11 protein-coding genes are annotated in these 15,526 nt (G+C 53.5%); 2 read left to right on the top strand and 9 right to left on the bottom strand.

The genetic code is table 11. The annotated features are described in order from the left end of the window. The first annotated feature begins 133 nt into the window (after positions 1 to 133). Positions 134 to 1,501, top strand: coding sequence for a non-homologous end-joining DNA ligase LigD (ligD, locus tag K7P01_RS31760; RefSeq protein WP_267298632.1), 1,368 nt, complete (start codon positions 134 to 136; stop codon positions 1,499 to 1,501). 16 nt (positions 1,502 to 1,517) lie between these two features. Here the strand turns inward: ligD and K7P01_RS31765 are convergent, their stop codons facing one another. Together K7P01_RS31765 and K7P01_RS31770 are read right to left on the bottom strand one after the other, a co-directional pair. Further along, positions 1,518 to 2,663, bottom strand: coding sequence for a hypothetical protein (locus K7P01_RS31765; protein ID WP_267298633.1), 1,146 nt, complete (start codon positions 2,661 to 2,663; stop codon positions 1,518 to 1,520). A 138-nt stretch (positions 2,664 to 2,801) separates the two neighbouring features. Next, positions 2,802 to 4,898 carry a carboxy terminal-processing peptidase gene (locus tag K7P01_RS31770; protein WP_267298634.1) on the bottom strand — a complete coding sequence of 699 codons (2,097 nt, stop codon included), beginning with the start codon at positions 4,896 to 4,898 and terminating at the stop codon, positions 2,802 to 2,804. 54 nt (positions 4,899 to 4,952) lie between these two features. Between K7P01_RS31770 and K7P01_RS31775 the strand changes: the two genes are divergently transcribed. Then, positions 4,953 to 5,675, top strand: a complete 723-nt coding sequence (locus tag K7P01_RS31775; RefSeq protein WP_267298635.1) for a DNA alkylation repair protein — start codon at positions 4,953 to 4,955, stop codon at positions 5,673 to 5,675. A 33-nt stretch (positions 5,676 to 5,708) separates the two neighbouring features. Here the strand turns inward: K7P01_RS31775 and K7P01_RS31780 are convergent, their stop codons facing one another. The 7 genes from K7P01_RS31780 to K7P01_RS31810 form a co-directional block, all read right to left on the bottom strand. Then, entirely contained in the window at positions 5,709 to 6,902 is a 1,194-nt protein-coding gene (locus tag K7P01_RS31780; RefSeq protein ID WP_267298636.1) for an alginate lyase family protein, read from the bottom strand. Positions 6,903 to 6,909: 7 nt separating this feature from the next. Beyond that, positions 6,910 to 8,097 carry a DUF4861 domain-containing protein gene (locus K7P01_RS31785; RefSeq protein ID WP_267298637.1) on the bottom strand — a complete coding sequence of 396 codons (1,188 nt, stop codon included), beginning with the start codon at positions 8,095 to 8,097 and terminating at the stop codon, positions 6,910 to 6,912. A gap of 67 nt (positions 8,098 to 8,164) precedes the next feature. Beyond that, the gene (locus tag K7P01_RS31790) at positions 8,165 to 9,355 is read right to left on the bottom strand and encodes a glycoside hydrolase family 88 protein (protein ID WP_267298638.1); all 1,191 of its coding nucleotides are present in this window, start codon (positions 9,353 to 9,355) and stop codon (positions 8,165 to 8,167) included. Positions 9,356 to 9,364: 9 nt separating this feature from the next. Continuing rightward, positions 9,365 to 10,756: a RagB/SusD family nutrient uptake outer membrane protein gene (locus tag K7P01_RS31795; RefSeq protein WP_267298639.1), complete on the bottom strand. Its 1,392-nt coding sequence runs from the start codon at positions 10,754 to 10,756 to the stop codon at positions 9,365 to 9,367. A gap of 22 nt (positions 10,757 to 10,778) precedes the next feature. Next, positions 10,779 to 13,847, bottom strand: coding sequence for a SusC/RagA family TonB-linked outer membrane protein (locus tag K7P01_RS31800; RefSeq protein ID WP_267298640.1), 3,069 nt, complete (start codon positions 13,845 to 13,847; stop codon positions 10,779 to 10,781). A gap of 144 nt (positions 13,848 to 13,991) precedes the next feature. Continuing rightward, positions 13,992 to 15,179: a mannonate dehydratase gene (gene uxuA, locus K7P01_RS31805; protein ID WP_267298641.1), complete on the bottom strand. Its 1,188-nt coding sequence runs from the start codon at positions 15,177 to 15,179 to the stop codon at positions 13,992 to 13,994. A 32-nt stretch (positions 15,180 to 15,211) separates the two neighbouring features. Further along, positions 15,212 to 15,478, bottom strand: coding sequence for a hypothetical protein (locus tag K7P01_RS31810; protein ID WP_267298642.1), 267 nt, complete (start codon positions 15,476 to 15,478; stop codon positions 15,212 to 15,214). Positions 15,479 to 15,526 lie beyond the last annotated feature (48 nt).

The raw sequence follows: 15,526 nt of genomic DNA on the forward strand, positions 1-15,526 counted from the left end.
CGTTGTAATTCATCGATTCTTCAAATACGGATTATTTTTTAAGCGTACCATAATAATGCTTTCAGTGGCCATTAAATGACTTTTTAAATGAGATTGAAACAAATACATTTAAGCTAACCATACACCCGGCCCAATGATCATCCGGAAGAACACCAAAGCCTTTAAATCGATCGTAGAAATCATCACAGCCTGTGACGAACGTGCCGACCGCAACAAACTGATCCGGCTCTACATTACCAAGGCCGGACACACTGTCGACGATCGCATCAGCATTGAAGCGATCGAAGAAGAAACAGACGTGTTCTATAATCTTACATTCGCTGCGGTAATAGAAAATCTAAAATCCTCCGACCATCAGCTACACAGCAGCGACGACATTCCCGGCCTGTACTTCTTTCATACAACGTCCAACAAGGTATGGGACCAGAACCCCTTCGAGTTCGACGACCGTGTAATAAAGGAATTCGCAGACGTAGAGGAGCTACCCATCACACGGAAGAAAGGCACGCCCATCAAACCTCCCGCGCCTGCCAAACAAAAAGGTAAAGCCAAAAAGAAAGAAGCTGCACGCAAATCCGCACCCAAACAACCGGCCTATAAGCTTAAACAAAAGATCGAGTTCACGGACCTGAACAAAGTAGTATTCAAACGCTCGGGGCTTACCAAGCGCGACATACTCGATTATTATAACAACATTGCCGATTATATACTGCCGTACCTCAAAGACCGACCACAACTCATCCGCTTGCGCTCCGAGCGCGGCGGCCTCAACGAATACCGGTCTGCCGAAGAGCTGACAACCGGTGCAGACGATCTCCCGACAGGCATCCAAACAACAATCGCTCACGGGAAGACAAAACAAAACGTACTGATTTGCAACACCAACGATCACTTGCTGTATTATATCGAAAGAGGCGCCGTTGATTTTTACCCACAAATGGTCCGCATTAAATCGGCATCCTATCCCGACTACTGTGTGATCGGCATCGAAGCCGGAGGAAATACTCCCGATAAGGTCATCGACGTCGCCCGCATGGCCAATCACATGCTTACGGCACTGAACGTCCCTTCCTTCATCAAGACTGATGGAGTCTCCGGCTTTCAGGTATACATACCGCTCGATGGCAAAAGCAATTTTGACGACAGCCTCACGCTTGCCCAAAACATCTGCCAGCTGATCCTGCTAAAATTCCCGGAACGCGCCATCCTGCGCGAGCCTGGTGAATACAGCCTGGGAAAGATCATCCTGGATTATCATCTCAACGAAGATCAGCAAGCGATAATAGCGCCTTACGCGCTGGCTGCAGACACCGCCACGGTCGCCACACCCCTCTACTGGGAAGAAGTAACGAAAGGATTGTCGATCGAGAAGCTCAGCTATAAAACCGTTCTCAAACGACTAAAAGAAACCGGCGACCCCTTCGACGACCTTTTCAAAAAAAGAGTCAATGCCAAAGAGATCGCCGGGCATATCGAAAAGCACTACGCCTTTCTTTTTTAGGTATTGCGATGTTACATCACGACTTTTCGTTTACCAACACATCCAGGTTGATCGGAATCAAATTCACCTCGAACTTGCGCACGATCAAGCTCATAATGGGGTCGTTCTGTATCTTCTGCAAGATCCGCTCAGTTTGTGTTTCCGTCGCGCCCATCACCATCTGGTCTTTCAACCCCAGGTGTTTGACCGCAAAAAAGAATCCGGCGATCACGTATGGACCGAAGGGTGTATGCGGAATGTCGAACGAGGTGCCCGTCATGTTAAAGACTGTGTTGGGAATATACTCGCCGGTGTGTTCGATGTTTCGCAATCGCATATAATAGTTGGCGGCCTCCGTCCGGGAAGCCATGCGCGGATCGCTCATACACAGCAGGCCCGCCAGGGGCTTTTGCTTTCGATTCTGATTAATGAGAATCTCCTTGGCCGCACGATCGTTCTGCGCGTGCTTGCGTATCTCCGTCTGCACAGTGTCCCAGAAGGGCACGGCCGGCTCACCACCATCGACGCGGATCAGCGAGTGGATGGCATAGTCCAGAATACCGCAGGTGATTTCGATGTTCAGCATCTTCAGCTCGGGATCGGTACTGATGGCCTTCTCCAATATCGTACGCTGATGCCGTGGGTGCGTTCGCAACAGATCAATGCTACTGATCCAGTCACCCGCCAGGTAGCCGTCGTAGGCATAAAACTCCTTTAACAGGCGTTTGATCTTGGTGTCGTTGTCGATTACCATCGCTTCGCCACGGATTTCGACCGAGGGTCGCTCTTCGACCAGCATCTGTTCGATCTCCACCCCGACCGATGAAGCGCCCAGCATACCGCAGTTGAGCGGCGATCCGTCTACGATCTTCAATTCGTGCACGTGACTGATATAGTGATCGTTGGAATCCTCCGTCAAGTGGCCGTGAGTCTGAATGTGCACATAGTAGCGGATGGGCATCCGCAGGTCGGCCTGGCGCTGCGCCTGCTCGAAGATTCGCTTGATATCCATGACGATATCGGGCGAAACGAATGAACCTGCCGCGCGCACGGTATGCAGCTCTACCGCGATACCCTGGCTGGCAAAATCGTCCGTAATGCGCTCGATAACATCCAGCTGCAATTGACTCTGGTCGCGCGCGTCGGCGCAGCCCACGAGTACGTGTACTTGTTTTTTGTTCATGTCAGCAGATCTGCTCGTTTTGGGGTGTCAAGATACGGCAAACCAGCCGTCAGTTGCCATGGGGTACGTGCGATTCCATAAACTTTTTGCTCGCCGGAAAGTCAGGCCTGCACGGGCACATCTTTCACATCGGGTAGGTTATTTCACAGCCTGGGGAGTAAGCTCGATCATATCTGTCAGTATATTCACGGCTTCTTCCACATACACATCTTTTTGCAGGTTGGTAATCCACGATTGATTAAAATCTTTTGCATAGCCATCGGCCGCCAGGCGCTGCCGGTCCACGCTACCGTTGGTCACCGTAAACACGCGGCTGGTTTGCTCCAACGATTTTTCCAGCGCCCGGTATTGCTGCTGCATAGCCACTTCGCGGGCGTACAACGTCTCCCATAACAGCGGCACCGGCTCATTTTTGGCATGGAACTCGTCCGCCAGCCAGCGCCGGCCCTTGAGAATATATTGAAACGTTGTCGACGCCCGTACGCGCACACCACTTCGCGCGCGCAGCGAATCCAGTGGCAACGGCGGCAAGGCCCGGAAGTATGTGCGCTTCAGGATCGAATCGGCCGGCAGTGCAAAAGGCATCGCCGACTCGCGCACACCCGGTATATCAAATACCTCCGGCAACGGAATGTCAGGCTTTACACCCCCACCCTGCGCAGTGCCGCCCGTCACACGGTATATCTTGTCGGTCGTAATGCTTGCGAAGCCGGGACCATCCTTGAGCGTCGCTAAAGAAGGTCCCTGGTCCTGCGTGGGATCCAGCGGAAAAAAATTCTGCGCCGTAGCCTTTCCAAACGTGCGCGTACCCGCAATCACCGCCCGGCGATAATCCTGCAACACCGCCGCCAGGAATTCCGAGGCCGAAGCACTCTGTCCATTCACCAACAATACCAGCGGCCCGTCATATACCGTACCACGGTCTAAATCCTTGAGCGTAATAATATCTTGTTGCCGGTTTCGCAACATACCCAGCGGACCTTCGTCCAGGAAAATGCCCGCCATCGCCACGGCTTCCATCAATGAGCCGCCGCCATTGTACCGTATGTCGAGGATCAACCCTTGAATGTTCTCTTGCCGCAGTTTCATCACCTCGTTGGCCACGTCGCCGGCACACCGCGAGCCTTCACTCTCGTCATCCCAGCGGGTATAAAAATCAGGCAGCGCGATATAGCCAATCCGGTGCTTACCATCCAGCATGTAACTCCGCACGTAATTCTCTTCCAGAGAGATCTTCTCCTTCTGGAGCTTTACCTTCTTCTCCACACCCCCCTGGCGACGCACCGTAAACTCCATATAGCGGTGGTTGGCATCCGCGAGGATGGCGTTGGCCTCGTCCAACGTAAAGCCTTCAATATTCGTTTCGTCCCCGCCATCCCAACGCAAACCGGTCAGCACATCCGATGCATGGATATCACCCGACTTCCACGCCGGTCCACCCGGTGCCAGCGCCGTGATCAGCACGTCGCCGCGTTCATTCTCATCGAGCGTAATGCCGAAATAATATCCCTCTGTGCTGAGCGTGGACAAAAAGTTTTCCATTTCCGTTACCGGCATATACGTGGTATGTGGATCGAACACCGCGGCAATACTTTGGAAGTATTGCGCGGCCACATAATTTTCAAACGCACCCGGGTGTTGCAGAATACGGCGCACGGTGCGAAGCTCGTATGCTGTCACGCGCCGCCGTGCGTTGGGCTCATGCCGCGCAAAAAACTCTTTTTCGGGTCCGTTGTATTCCACCCGCACATCCACCAGGCGTTGCAGGGTTTGGTGTTTGAGCCACAACCGCCATTTAGCCTGCAACGCGGACGGATCGGCCGGCCAGTGGACGGTGTCGATGGAAACATATTCTTTAACCGTGCCGGTAAAGGCGGTAGCGCCGGTTTGCGTAATCATGCGTTCGGCCCGTTCGAGCGCCTGCCGGTACAATATCGTTACCTGCGGCAGAAACGCCCACCCGGTGCCCCCGAGCTCATCGTCGAGATGACTTTCATGGGCAGTCAATGTCTGCAGGTCGGCAGCGGAGAAATATAACTTGTCGGGATCAAGCTGGCGGGTGAACTGCGCAAACACCTGGCGCGAAAACGCGTCGTCCAGCACCTTGGGCGCTACGTGCTGCTCACGCAGAATCTTTGTCAGTAAAAGCGCTTCCTCGTGGTGATTGCGAGGTTTCTGCGCATATACCGAAGTGGCGAAGAAAGCCAGAAAAACAAAAGACAGACGATAAGCCATGGCGGGGTAATTTCATGAAATTTTCCATCTTTACCTAAAGCAAAAGCCGCCACCATGAACCGTCACCACAAGGATCTCCTCAAGCTCATCCAGGACCAGGCGGGCACGCCCACACAGCATACCTTCCTGGATTCCTACCTCGGCAGCTCCCACCCCCGCATCGCCATCAGCGTACCCGCGCTGCGCCAGATCGCCGGCACCTGGATGAAAGCCCACCGCGACCTTTCCGCCGACGACGTAGTCGCCTTGCTTTCAAGCTTAATCACCGGAAAATCCTATACCGAAAAATGCATGGCCGGCATCCTGCTCGACTACACCACTACCGGCCAACGCGAGTTCGACCCTGCCATCTTTGATACCTGGCTCGACCACCTCGAAGGCTGGGCCGAAGTCGACACCCTCTGTACTGGAAAATATACCATTAAAGGCTTACCCTCGCAATGGAAAGAGTGGAAGCCGCTGGTGACTCGGTTCGCCAAAAGCGACGAAATCCAAAAACGTCGCGCCTCCCTGGTATTGTTCTGTGCGCCCCTGCGTGCAGGCAAACACGATCCACTTGCCACTGTGGCGTTTCAAAACATCGATAAATTAAAAGGAGAAAAAGATATACTGATCACCAAAGCCATCTCCTGGCTACTCCGCAGCATGGAGAAACATCACCGCACCCTCGTCGAAGAATATATAGAAGAAAACAAAGATTCGCTTCCAAAGATCGCCGTACGCGAAACCCTCGCCAAGCTCACCACCGGCCGCAAGACCCGCGTCACCAGAAAGTAAGAAGGTTCCGGTTTTAATCCGCCACGAGGTATACTAAAACCAAAGCAACGGATGCCGCACGGGCAAATTACGCACAACCTCATTCTCTTTCGGAGCGTGCTCCAGCTTCTTCCACGTATCAAACCAACTCCCCTCTCCAAACACGCGCGCCCCAAACAACAACGCCGGCCCCGCCACCGGCCACTGATCAAAATACATCACATCCTTTGCATACGGCCATGCCCCCTTGTCACGCAGATAAGGATATAAAAACGCAATCCCCTTCCCAATAGACCTCCCATCCGCAGTCTGATAATGCCACAGATCATCCTTCTTCGTCGAAAGAATCTGACAGACCATCACCATAGCATCCAAATTAAAAATAGAATACCCATACGGCTTCGTCCGTTTCAACTCTAACGGAAAGCTTCCATCCGCCGCCATCTGCGCTGGCAACAGTACCGTCTTATATCGATCGCGGCAAAAGGTCAGCAAGCGTTCATCTCTTGTAAGCCTGGCAAATGCAGCCACCTGCATCACCCAACATGTTCCGTGATTATTCTTCGCATTCATCTCCTCCTTCCCATACGCATGCGTCGTAAGCCAGACAAGATACTCTTTAAACCAGGCAATAACCCCTCGTCGCGTATCGGCATCAAACGACTTTGTTTCCATCATCACCATCACCCCCTGCGCCACTTCCATCAAATGAATGGTATCAATGATACCAATGCCCCGCCCGGTAGCACGCCCCTGTATCGCCTGCGCATACGACAAATGCGGTGCCATGCGTGTAGCCGGGTCGATAAACCAAGCCCGCACGTGCAACATCGCCTGCTGCACATACCGCACATCTCCCGTAATTTTATAAGCCGATGCCAACGCCCCCACAATCGTACTAAAGCGAATCATCGCCCGCCGGTGCGCCGTAAAGTTATCGGGATTAGTCATGCCGTCACGTTGAACATAAGGCGCCCGCGCATCCGTAGAATCCGGCCACCAATAATCGCCCTCAGAATAAAAGTCATGTATCCCTCCGGCAGACCGTGGCGAGCGCTCGGCTGTGACCGTCACGGGTGCCTGCGCCAACGCCCAGCCGGCCTCTTGCAATAGCTGCGAACGCAGAATATCCGTCGCCTCCCGCTGCAGGTTTCCCTGCCCATAAACATCCGACAACGCTAACCACAGAAGAACGGCTGCCAGGCCGACGCTCCTACACCAAAAACAATATTGATAACGTACTAACATCAACCTTCTATTTTTCAAAACGCACTGTCACCGGCGAAGCCAATCGCTGCGCAAAATCCTGCAAGTAAAGATCCCACGTTTCCGCAGAAGCGACCTTCCCAGCCTTCTTCCAGCCAAAACCGGTATAATACACCACAGCTTCCTGACGCGGCGCAGCTGCCATCACAAAGAGATGACTCAAATCCTTTTTCGTCGTGCGATAATCCTCAAATCGCAGCACGCGCGCCGGGTCGATTACAATCGCCGTACCGAGTTCCGAGTCATCCATCGGCTCCCAATAACGGAACCAGCCCTGTGCACTGTCAGCCTTTACCTCACCCTTCTTATCGTGCAGCGCGATGCCCAGCGTCACGTTCACCAACGTACTATCGGAAGTCACAAAAGCCTCCACCCGGCTCAACTGACTGTTGCGGTCGATGGAGATAATCTTCCGCTCACGCACCATCGCCCCCGCTGCCGTCCACGGCGCATACGTCAGCTCAAACGTAGTGCGCAACGGACCATTGGCCAATATCCGGTGCCTCACAAAATTCTTCGACACATACAGCGAATCACCGACACGAACGCCCAGACCGCCACATCCGCGACTGGCCCCCACGTGGTAAGGGTCATATCCCTCGCCATCGTCCTTGTGATAGCTTCCACCCTTCGCATTCTTGGTATACCAGGCGTCGATAACACCATGCTCCACGCGTTTCAGCCAGCAGTCAATCCCGCTCGACAATGTACCACCCTTCTCTCCCGCATCTACCAACCGTTGCGCTTCGGGGCCGTACGTACGAAAAGCCACCCGGTTGTTCTCCCAGGCGAAGTCGTCAATACGCTCCGGCACAAACCGGCCATACGTACCCTCGAGCGTTGTGTCGCGTACAGGATGTTCACTTTCTTTTAAGATATAGGTCTTGTGCTCCTTTCCCTTCAGCGACGCCTCAAACAGAAACGCCTCCGGCTTGCCGTCGCCATCCGCATCTATCCACTGCGCCAGGCAGTGTTCGGTGTCATCTTCCGAGGCCTGCACAATCAGGTTACCCGGCGTAAAGGAAGGAAACAAACTATCGAGTGTCGCCACCGGGATCGACACAATCTCCGTGCGCTCCGTGTCCAACGGATTCTGTACGGTGAGAAACTTATGCCGCGGCTTGCTGCAGCCCGCCAGTGCAACTATGGAAAATAGAAGAATACTGTGTTTCATCATAACAAGTTAAAAAAAATGCGACTGACCCAAAGGCCAGCCGCATCGACTCAACCAATTAACCCAATGCTCATTTTTTTTGAGTTTTATCTTTCAGGCGCTGGTAACGCAGCAGCCCTTCAATGTAATAGTAGTCCGCATACACCAGGGGCACGTCGATCTCCGACTTCGCCGGCTTGTGGCCCACCGAGTGTAATAAAATAAAATGATTGTTCTCGCCCGGCTTGGCCAGATACGCCGGCGAGCCCAGGCTCGTCAGCATTTGCTCCGCCGCCGTAACGTAAGGCTTGCCATCCTTCACATACGTGCTCAGTTCCAGCAAGCCCGAAGCCGTGATCGCCGCCGCCGAAGCATCCCGCTCTTCGTTCGGAATGCCCGACGCATTAAAGTCCCAATACGGCACCTTGTCCGCCGGAAGGTTCGGATGCTTCAGGTAGAAGCTCGCGATCTTCACTGCCTGGTCCAGGTAACGTTTGTCCTTCGTCTCGCGGTAGGCAACGGTATAGCCATACAAACCCCACGCCTGCCCACGCGCCCATGCCGACTCGTCGGCAAAACCCTGGTGCGTCACACGTTGAATAACCTTTCCCGTCAGCGTATCATAATCCACCACGTGGTAGCTGCTATTATCGGCGCGGAAGTGATTCTTCAACGTCGTGTTGGCATGCGTCACGGCAACCTTGTAAAAACTCGAGTCGCCCGACACGCGCGTGGCCCAGAACAACAGCTCCAGGTTCATCATGTTGTCGATGATTACCGGGAACTGCCACTTGCCATGGTCCCACGATTTTATACAACCCGTCTTCGGATTAAAGCGCGTCGACAATGACCGCGCGCCCTGCAACATCACAGCTTTATACGTCGGATCGTTTGTCAGTCGGTAACCGTTGCCAAAGGGGCAATAGAGCATGAACCCTAAGTCATGCGTATGAGTATTGAACTGTTCTTTCTCCATACCCGCCGTCCAGCGTCGCGCCGCGTCGGCCCACTTCTTGTCCTGCGTATACTCGTACATATACCACAGCGTGGCCGGGTAAAAACCGCTCGTCCACTCCGACGACTTCGTGCTGCGATAACTGCCGTCGGCTTTAGCACCACGCGGAAACTGCGTCAGGTCCGTATACGCCGTCAGGCTTGTTTCCAATTGCACCTTGGCTTTATCCAACGCCGCACGGGTATCGAGGCCGGGTTTAATCGTACAGGCTATAAGAGCACCAATACCAACAGTCATCAGCAGCCCCCAGAATTTCATTCGCTTCATGACAAAAGATTAATTATACAGATCGTTTTGAGGCAACAGGTTTGTATTCAAATCCAACTCCAGTTGCGGCACCGGGAATACCTGGTGATAATCCTGAATGTTGGTGTTACCGTTACCGCGTATAGTCGACACCAGCCGGCCGGTACGCACCAGGTCATACCAGCGGTGGCCTTCAAAGCACAGCTCGCGGCGACGCTCCAGCAACACTGAGTCGCGGAATTGTTCCTTCGTCAGATTTTCCAGTACCGGCAGACCGGAACGTGTACGAATCGCATTGACAGCACCATACGCATCATCGTTCGGGCCGACGTCTTCATTCGACGCTTCGGCAAAGTTCAACAGCACCTCCGCAAAACGCATATGCGGGAAGTTGTTGTCCGACTGGTTAGCCGTTGTGGCATCGCTGTCCACCCATTTGTTGCAATACCATTTGTTATCCGTTCCTTTGATAAAGAATTCCTTTTTGCGTTTATCATACGACGCAAAGCTGTTGTAAATACCATCCGTAGGTTTGAACGATCCGAAACCGCGACCCGCAATCGAGTTGTTCTCCTGAGCCCAGAAAGCGATCAGGTTACTACCCTGCCCACCGGGTCCGCTCACAAACTGCGCATCAAACATCGCCTCCTTGCCAAACTCATTCTTAACGTCAAATACTTCCTTGTATGTATCCCAAAGACCATAGCCGTAGGGGCCATTCATGGTTTCTTTTGCCTTTGCCGCCGCCAGGCTCCACTCCTGACGGGTAAGGTATACCAACGCCAGGTAGCCCTTCGCCATGCCACTGGTGACACGGCCGCGGTCCTCGTTTTTGGTATACTTATCTGGCAGTCCGGTTTCGGCATCCTGAAAGTCCTGGATGATCTGCTGATAGATTACTTCCGGCTCCTCACGCTTGGGAAATGTCACTTCCGTCGGCAGCTTCGTCTCCTGCAGCACCAGCGGCACTTTGCCAAAAAGGCGCACCAGGTGGAAATAGTAAAAGCCACGCAAGAATTTCGCCTCCGCCACCAGCCGGCTTCGCAGTGCCTCGTCCATAGGGATCGACGGCACACGCTCCACGACAATGTTACAGCGCGTAATGCCCAGGAAAAAGTTCTGCCATGACTCCCGCACAATTACGTTCTGGGGAGTATGTGTATAGTTGTTTAACTGTACCCGGTCGTTGTTGTTGGCCAGGGGTGTGAGATCGTCCGTCGTGATGTCGCCCAGGATGTTGAAGTTACGGTTCGTATCGCCGTTGGCCTTGCTGGCCGTATACGCCGCCGTCACCGCCGCCATTGCGTCAGCCTGGGTCTTGTAAAATTGCTCGGCCGGAATGAACGAATGTGGTTCTTCTTCCAATACACTGCAAGACGACAGGCATACCGTCAAAAGTCCGAGAATATATTTTTTATACATAGTCGTAAGTCGTTTAAGATGATCAGAAACCAATGTTAACACCAATCAAATACATCTTGGCCGAGGGATAGCTTCCATAGTCGGTACCCTGACTGAGGGTTTCCTGTCCATAGCGGCTTACCTCCGGGTCGTAACCCGAGTAGTCGGTAATCGTCAGCAGATTCTGTCCGCTGATATAAATCTTGGCCGAAGTCAGCTGGATACGATCCAGCACAGTCGACGGAAGGTTGTACGCCAGCTGGACGTTGCGCAGGCGGATATACGAACCATCCTCGATCTGCCGGCTCGTAACCTGGTATGACGTCGTCGTGCTGATCGCGCGCGGAATAGTATTGCTCGGATTGGTCGGTGTCCAGCGATTCAACACCTCTGCCGATTGGTTACTGATACCTGTCATGGATTCCATCTCATACCGGTTGATGTTATAGAGGCTATTGCCTTGTACACCCTGAAAGAATACATTCAGATCAAAACCCTTATACGAAAAGCTGTTACTGAAGCCAAAAATAAACTTCGGAGCCGCCTGTCCCAGGATGACCCGGTCCGAAGAGTTGATCGCGCCGTCCTCCTTGACATCTACATAGCGGCGGTCGCCCGGCTTGGCATTCTTCTGAGCCGAGCTGGCAATCTCTTCGGCGTTTTGAAAAATACCATCAAAGATCAAACCGTAAAATATACCTACTGGCTCACCTACACGTAATATACCCGAATTGGCTAGCTGCAGGTGACCACTGGCGCTACCCGTTGGAACATCCTTGGCATTGCCCAGGTCGAGCACTTTGTTGCGGTTAGCCGCTATGTTGAAATTGGTCGTCCACGTAAAAGCACCCTCTACATTGATCGTGGCGATGCCCAACTCGACACCCTCGTTCTGTACCTTACCAATGTTCTGCAGCGAGGTAGTATACCCAGACGTCACCGGCAACGGTACATTGAACAACAGATCCTTCGTTTTCTTTTTATACCAGTCCGCCGTCACAAGCAGGCGATCGTTAAAGAAGCCCGCATCGATACCGACGTTCACCTGCTCCGTTGTCTCCCACTTCAGGTCCGGATTGGCCATACGACTGGGTGAATACCCAATAAAGAGTTTGTTATCAAAGTTAAAGTTCTGCGTACCCAGCGCGCCGATCGATTGATAGTTACCGATTTCCTGGTTACCGGTAATACCATAGCTGGCGCGGATCTTCAGATCACTCACGGCCTGTACATCCGACATAAAGCTCTCTTTGGAGATCTTCCACGCTACCGAACCCGAGGGAAAGAACGCATTCTTATTCCCCTTTCCGAATTTGGACGCGCCGTCCACACGACCTGTCAGCGTTACCAGGTATTTACCGTCGAGGTCATAGTTAACACGTGCCAGGTACGAGCGCAAACCCCAGTCAAACACCTCCGATGAACCGGGGTTCGCCTGCTGCGCAGACGCCAGGCTGTTGTTGTTGAGAATGTCGTTGGCAAAGTTCTGCGCATTGGCGCGAAACTCCTCCGACGTACCGGATTGCAGCGTATAGCCCGCGAGGATATTGAACGTGTGGCGGTCGTTGATCGTCCTGTTATAGGTCAGCGTGTTTTCATTCAGCCACTCTGCGCTCTGACGGTTGTTCAGATAGGCGCTGCCCGATACTTGCAGACCGGCAAACGTCGACCGCGGCAGGTAAAATCCCACCTTTTCATACACGAGGTTTGTACCAAACAATACTTTTGCAGTAAGCCCCTTTGCAACGGTATATTCAGCCGATACCGTACCCAGCACACGGCTGGTGGTATTTTCGTTTTCGATATCGTTGGCCATCGCCACCGGGTTACTGATCTTGATCGCGCCCGTACGGTTGTCAATGGTATATGTACCATCGGGGTTGCGTACCGGCACTGTCGGCGAAAAGTTCAGTGCACCATATACCACGCCAGCGCCACCACCACCGTCGGTGTCCGACGTGATCTGGTTGCGCTTGCTGCGCGTAAACGTCAGGCTGTTGCTGAACTTCAGCCGCTCGCTCATCTTACGGTCCAGGTTTATCCGGAATGACGCACGATTATAATTGGAGTTGATCACAATACCATCCTGATCGAAGTAGTTGCCGGTAATGGCATACTGCATCTTTTCATCACCACCGCTCATGGCCAGGTAGTAGTTTTGAATCGGCGCCGTACGAAATATCTCATCCTGCCAGTCTGTACCTTTACCCAGCGCATCGATCTGCTCCTGCGTAAAGGCAGGTGCTACCGCAGGCTTCGTAGGATTGTCGCCGTTGGTGTTGGCAATCCCCTCATTAATCAGCTCCGCCAATTGCGTAGCGTTGAGCATATCGAGCTTCTTCCGCACTTCCTGAAAACCCAGGTATGTTTCAAATTGAACGTTCGCTTTACCGGGCTTACCACGCTTCGTGGTAATGATCACCACTCCGTTCGCGCCACGCGAACCATAGATGGCCGTAGCCGATGCGTCTTTGAGAATTTCCATTGACTCGATGTCGTTCGGGCTAACGGTCGGCCCCGATTCATTATAGAGCGGATAACCGTCTACAACATAGAGCGGTTCGTTACCACCCTGGATCGAGTTGCCGCCGCGGATGCGCACCGTCACACCGCCACCGGGCGAGTTCGACGACTGCATCACCTGTACGCCGGCTGCACGGCCTTGCAATGCCTGCGAAAGTGATGCCACCGGCACCGAACGAATTTCCTTCGACGATATCGACGAGACGGAACCCGTCAGGTCGCTTTTCTTCTGTGTACCATACCCCACGACCACGATCTCGTCGAGTTCGGAGATATCCGCCTCCATCGCAACATCCAGCGTCGTCAGGCCACTCACCGGGCGTTCCATCGGACGCATGCCGATAAAGGTAAAGATCAACGTGCCGTCGGCCGGAGCATTGAGCGTATACTTCCCGTTTGAATCAGTGGCTGTACCGTTGGCAGTGCCTTTCACCAGTACATATACCCCGGGAAGGGGTGAGCCATCATCGGACGTAACGACGCCCGATACACTGTGGGTTTGTGCCTGCCCTGCCAGCGGAGCCAGCAGCGCCATAACCAGGAACATGAATAGCCACGCCCGGCGCCTGTAAAGTAGAGCTGTTGTCATAGAACAATAGGTTTGGGTTTATAATTGGTCGCGAAAATCTGCGGTGTGCCGCCAACAGATTTCCCCCAATCGCCGCACGCGTAAACGCACAGCGATTTGTTTATATGACGTCGTAAAAAATGCTCACCCCTACATGCAAACGTTTTAATTATTTGTGTGCCCCTGCACAGGCAACACCGAAGCAATGCCCAATTCGAGACCGCGCAGTTCCGCCAGGCCTCGCAAACGGCCAATGGCCGAATACCCGGGATTTGTTTTCTTCTGCAGGTCGTCCAACATCTGGTGGCCATGATCGGGCCGGAAAGGAATGCGTGTTGTGCGCTTTCGTTGTTCGATAATAAGTGCCTTCATGACTTGCGGCATATCGACATCGCCGTCCAGGTGATCGGCTTCAAAAAAATTACCATGGTTGTCACGGCGGGTGCTGCGCAAATGAACAAAGTTGATACGAGCGCCCAGGCGCGCGACCATGCCCGCCAGGTCGTTGTCGGCACGCACGCCATACGAGCCCGTACAAAAACACAGGCCATTATAGACAGAGTCGTACGCCGCCAACAGGCCCACCGCATCAGACTCGGTACTCACTACTCGCGGCAGCCCAAACATCGGGTACGGCGGGTCGTCGGGATGAATCGCCAGGCGCACACCGGCTTCTTCGGCCACCGGTGTTATCGCACGGATAAACGTATATAAATGTTGCCGCAGGCGTTGCTCGTCTACGCCGTCGTATTCTTCCAATACGTTGCGAAACTGATCCAGCGTATATCCTTCCTCCGCACCGGGAAGACCGGCCAGTATATTTTTGCGCAACGCATCCAGCGTCTCGTCGCTCGCCTCGTCGTAATACCGCTCAGCGGCTTCAATGCGCGCCCGCGTATATTCCCGCAGTGCACCACGGCGTTTCAACACAAACAGGTCAAATGCCGCAAAGGCCACGGCATCAAACCGCAATGCCTTTGAACCATCGGGTAGCACGTAGGCCAGATCGGTGCGCGTCCAGTCCAGTACCGGCATAAAATTATAGCACACGGTGCGGATGCCGCAGCGGCCCAGGTTGCGCAGACTTTCGCTATAGAGGGCGATATACTGCTCATAGCCCGGCTTTTGCTTTTTAATATCTTCGTGTACCGGTATGCTTTCCACAACAGACCACGTCAGGCCCGCCGCTTCAATCAATTCTTTACGTTTCAAGATCTCCTCTACCGTCCACACCACACCGTTGGGTAAATGGTGTAACGCAGAGACTACGCCCGTGGCACCTGCCTGTCGTATATCTTGCAGGCTGACCGGGTCATTGGGCCCGAACCAGCGCCATGTCTGTTCCATCAACATCGTCTCGTCGCTTCCTTCTATAGTATGTATTGTTATTCCCGCAAGCCCCGTGCCTTCAGCTTGCGGCTCACACGATCCAGGTCTTCTTCAATCGTTTTGCCATCGGCGGCACCATTGGCCATACCGGCAGGCAGGCAGGCTTCTGCCCAAAGGCCCCGCACCAGCTCAAACTCGGCACACCAGGCCGGATCTTCATCGCATAACGTTTTCAGCTGACGGATGTCTTCCGGAGTCGCTTCGCCGGCCAGGCAGCGAGCCATCAAGGCATAAATTCCGGTAAGCGCGGGAGGTCTGGCCATGTAACAAGGACGCCGAAAACAGCAACACTCCCTACAGCCTGTTCTTTC

It is taken from the genome of Parachryseolinea silvisoli (assembly GCF_021190955.1).
Classification (GTDB): Bacteria; Bacteroidota; Bacteroidia; order Cytophagales; family Cyclobacteriaceae; genus Ohtaekwangia; species Ohtaekwangia silvisoli.

What these genes read in the sequence shown, in the direction of transcription:
- K7P01_RS31770 (WP_267298634.1), bottom strand. Translation starts at nt 4,898, where the DNA reads ATGGCTTATCGTCTGTCTTTTGTTTTTCTGGCTTTCTTCGCCACTTCG.
- K7P01_RS31810 (WP_267298642.1), bottom strand. Translation starts at nt 15,478, where the DNA reads ATGGCCAGACCTCCCGCGCTTACCGGAATTTATGCCTTGATGGCTCGC.
- ligD (WP_267298632.1), top strand. Translation starts at nt 134, where the DNA reads ATGATCATCCGGAAGAACACCAAAGCCTTTAAATCGATCGTAGAAATC.
- K7P01_RS31785 (WP_267298637.1), bottom strand. Translation starts at nt 8,097, where the DNA reads ATGATGAAACACAGTATTCTTCTATTTTCCATAGTTGCACTGGCGGGC.
- K7P01_RS31775 (WP_267298635.1), top strand. Translation starts at nt 4,953, where the DNA reads ATGAACCGTCACCACAAGGATCTCCTCAAGCTCATCCAGGACCAGGCG.
- K7P01_RS31765 (WP_267298633.1), bottom strand. Translation starts at nt 2,663, where the DNA reads ATGAACAAAAAACAAGTACACGTACTCGTGGGCTGCGCCGACGCGCGC.
- K7P01_RS31800 (WP_267298640.1), bottom strand. Translation starts at nt 13,847, where the DNA reads ATGACAACAGCTCTACTTTACAGGCGCCGGGCGTGGCTATTCATGTTC.
- K7P01_RS31790 (WP_267298638.1), bottom strand. Translation starts at nt 9,355, where the DNA reads ATGAAGCGAATGAAATTCTGGGGGCTGCTGATGACTGTTGGTATTGGT.
- uxuA (WP_267298641.1), bottom strand. Translation starts at nt 15,179, where the DNA reads ATGTTGATGGAACAGACATGGCGCTGGTTCGGGCCCAATGACCCGGTC.
- K7P01_RS31795 (WP_267298639.1), bottom strand. Translation starts at nt 10,756, where the DNA reads ATGTATAAAAAATATATTCTCGGACTTTTGACGGTATGCCTGTCGTCT.
- K7P01_RS31780 (WP_267298636.1), bottom strand. Translation starts at nt 6,902, where the DNA reads ATGTTAGTACGTTATCAATATTGTTTTTGGTGTAGGAGCGTCGGCCTG.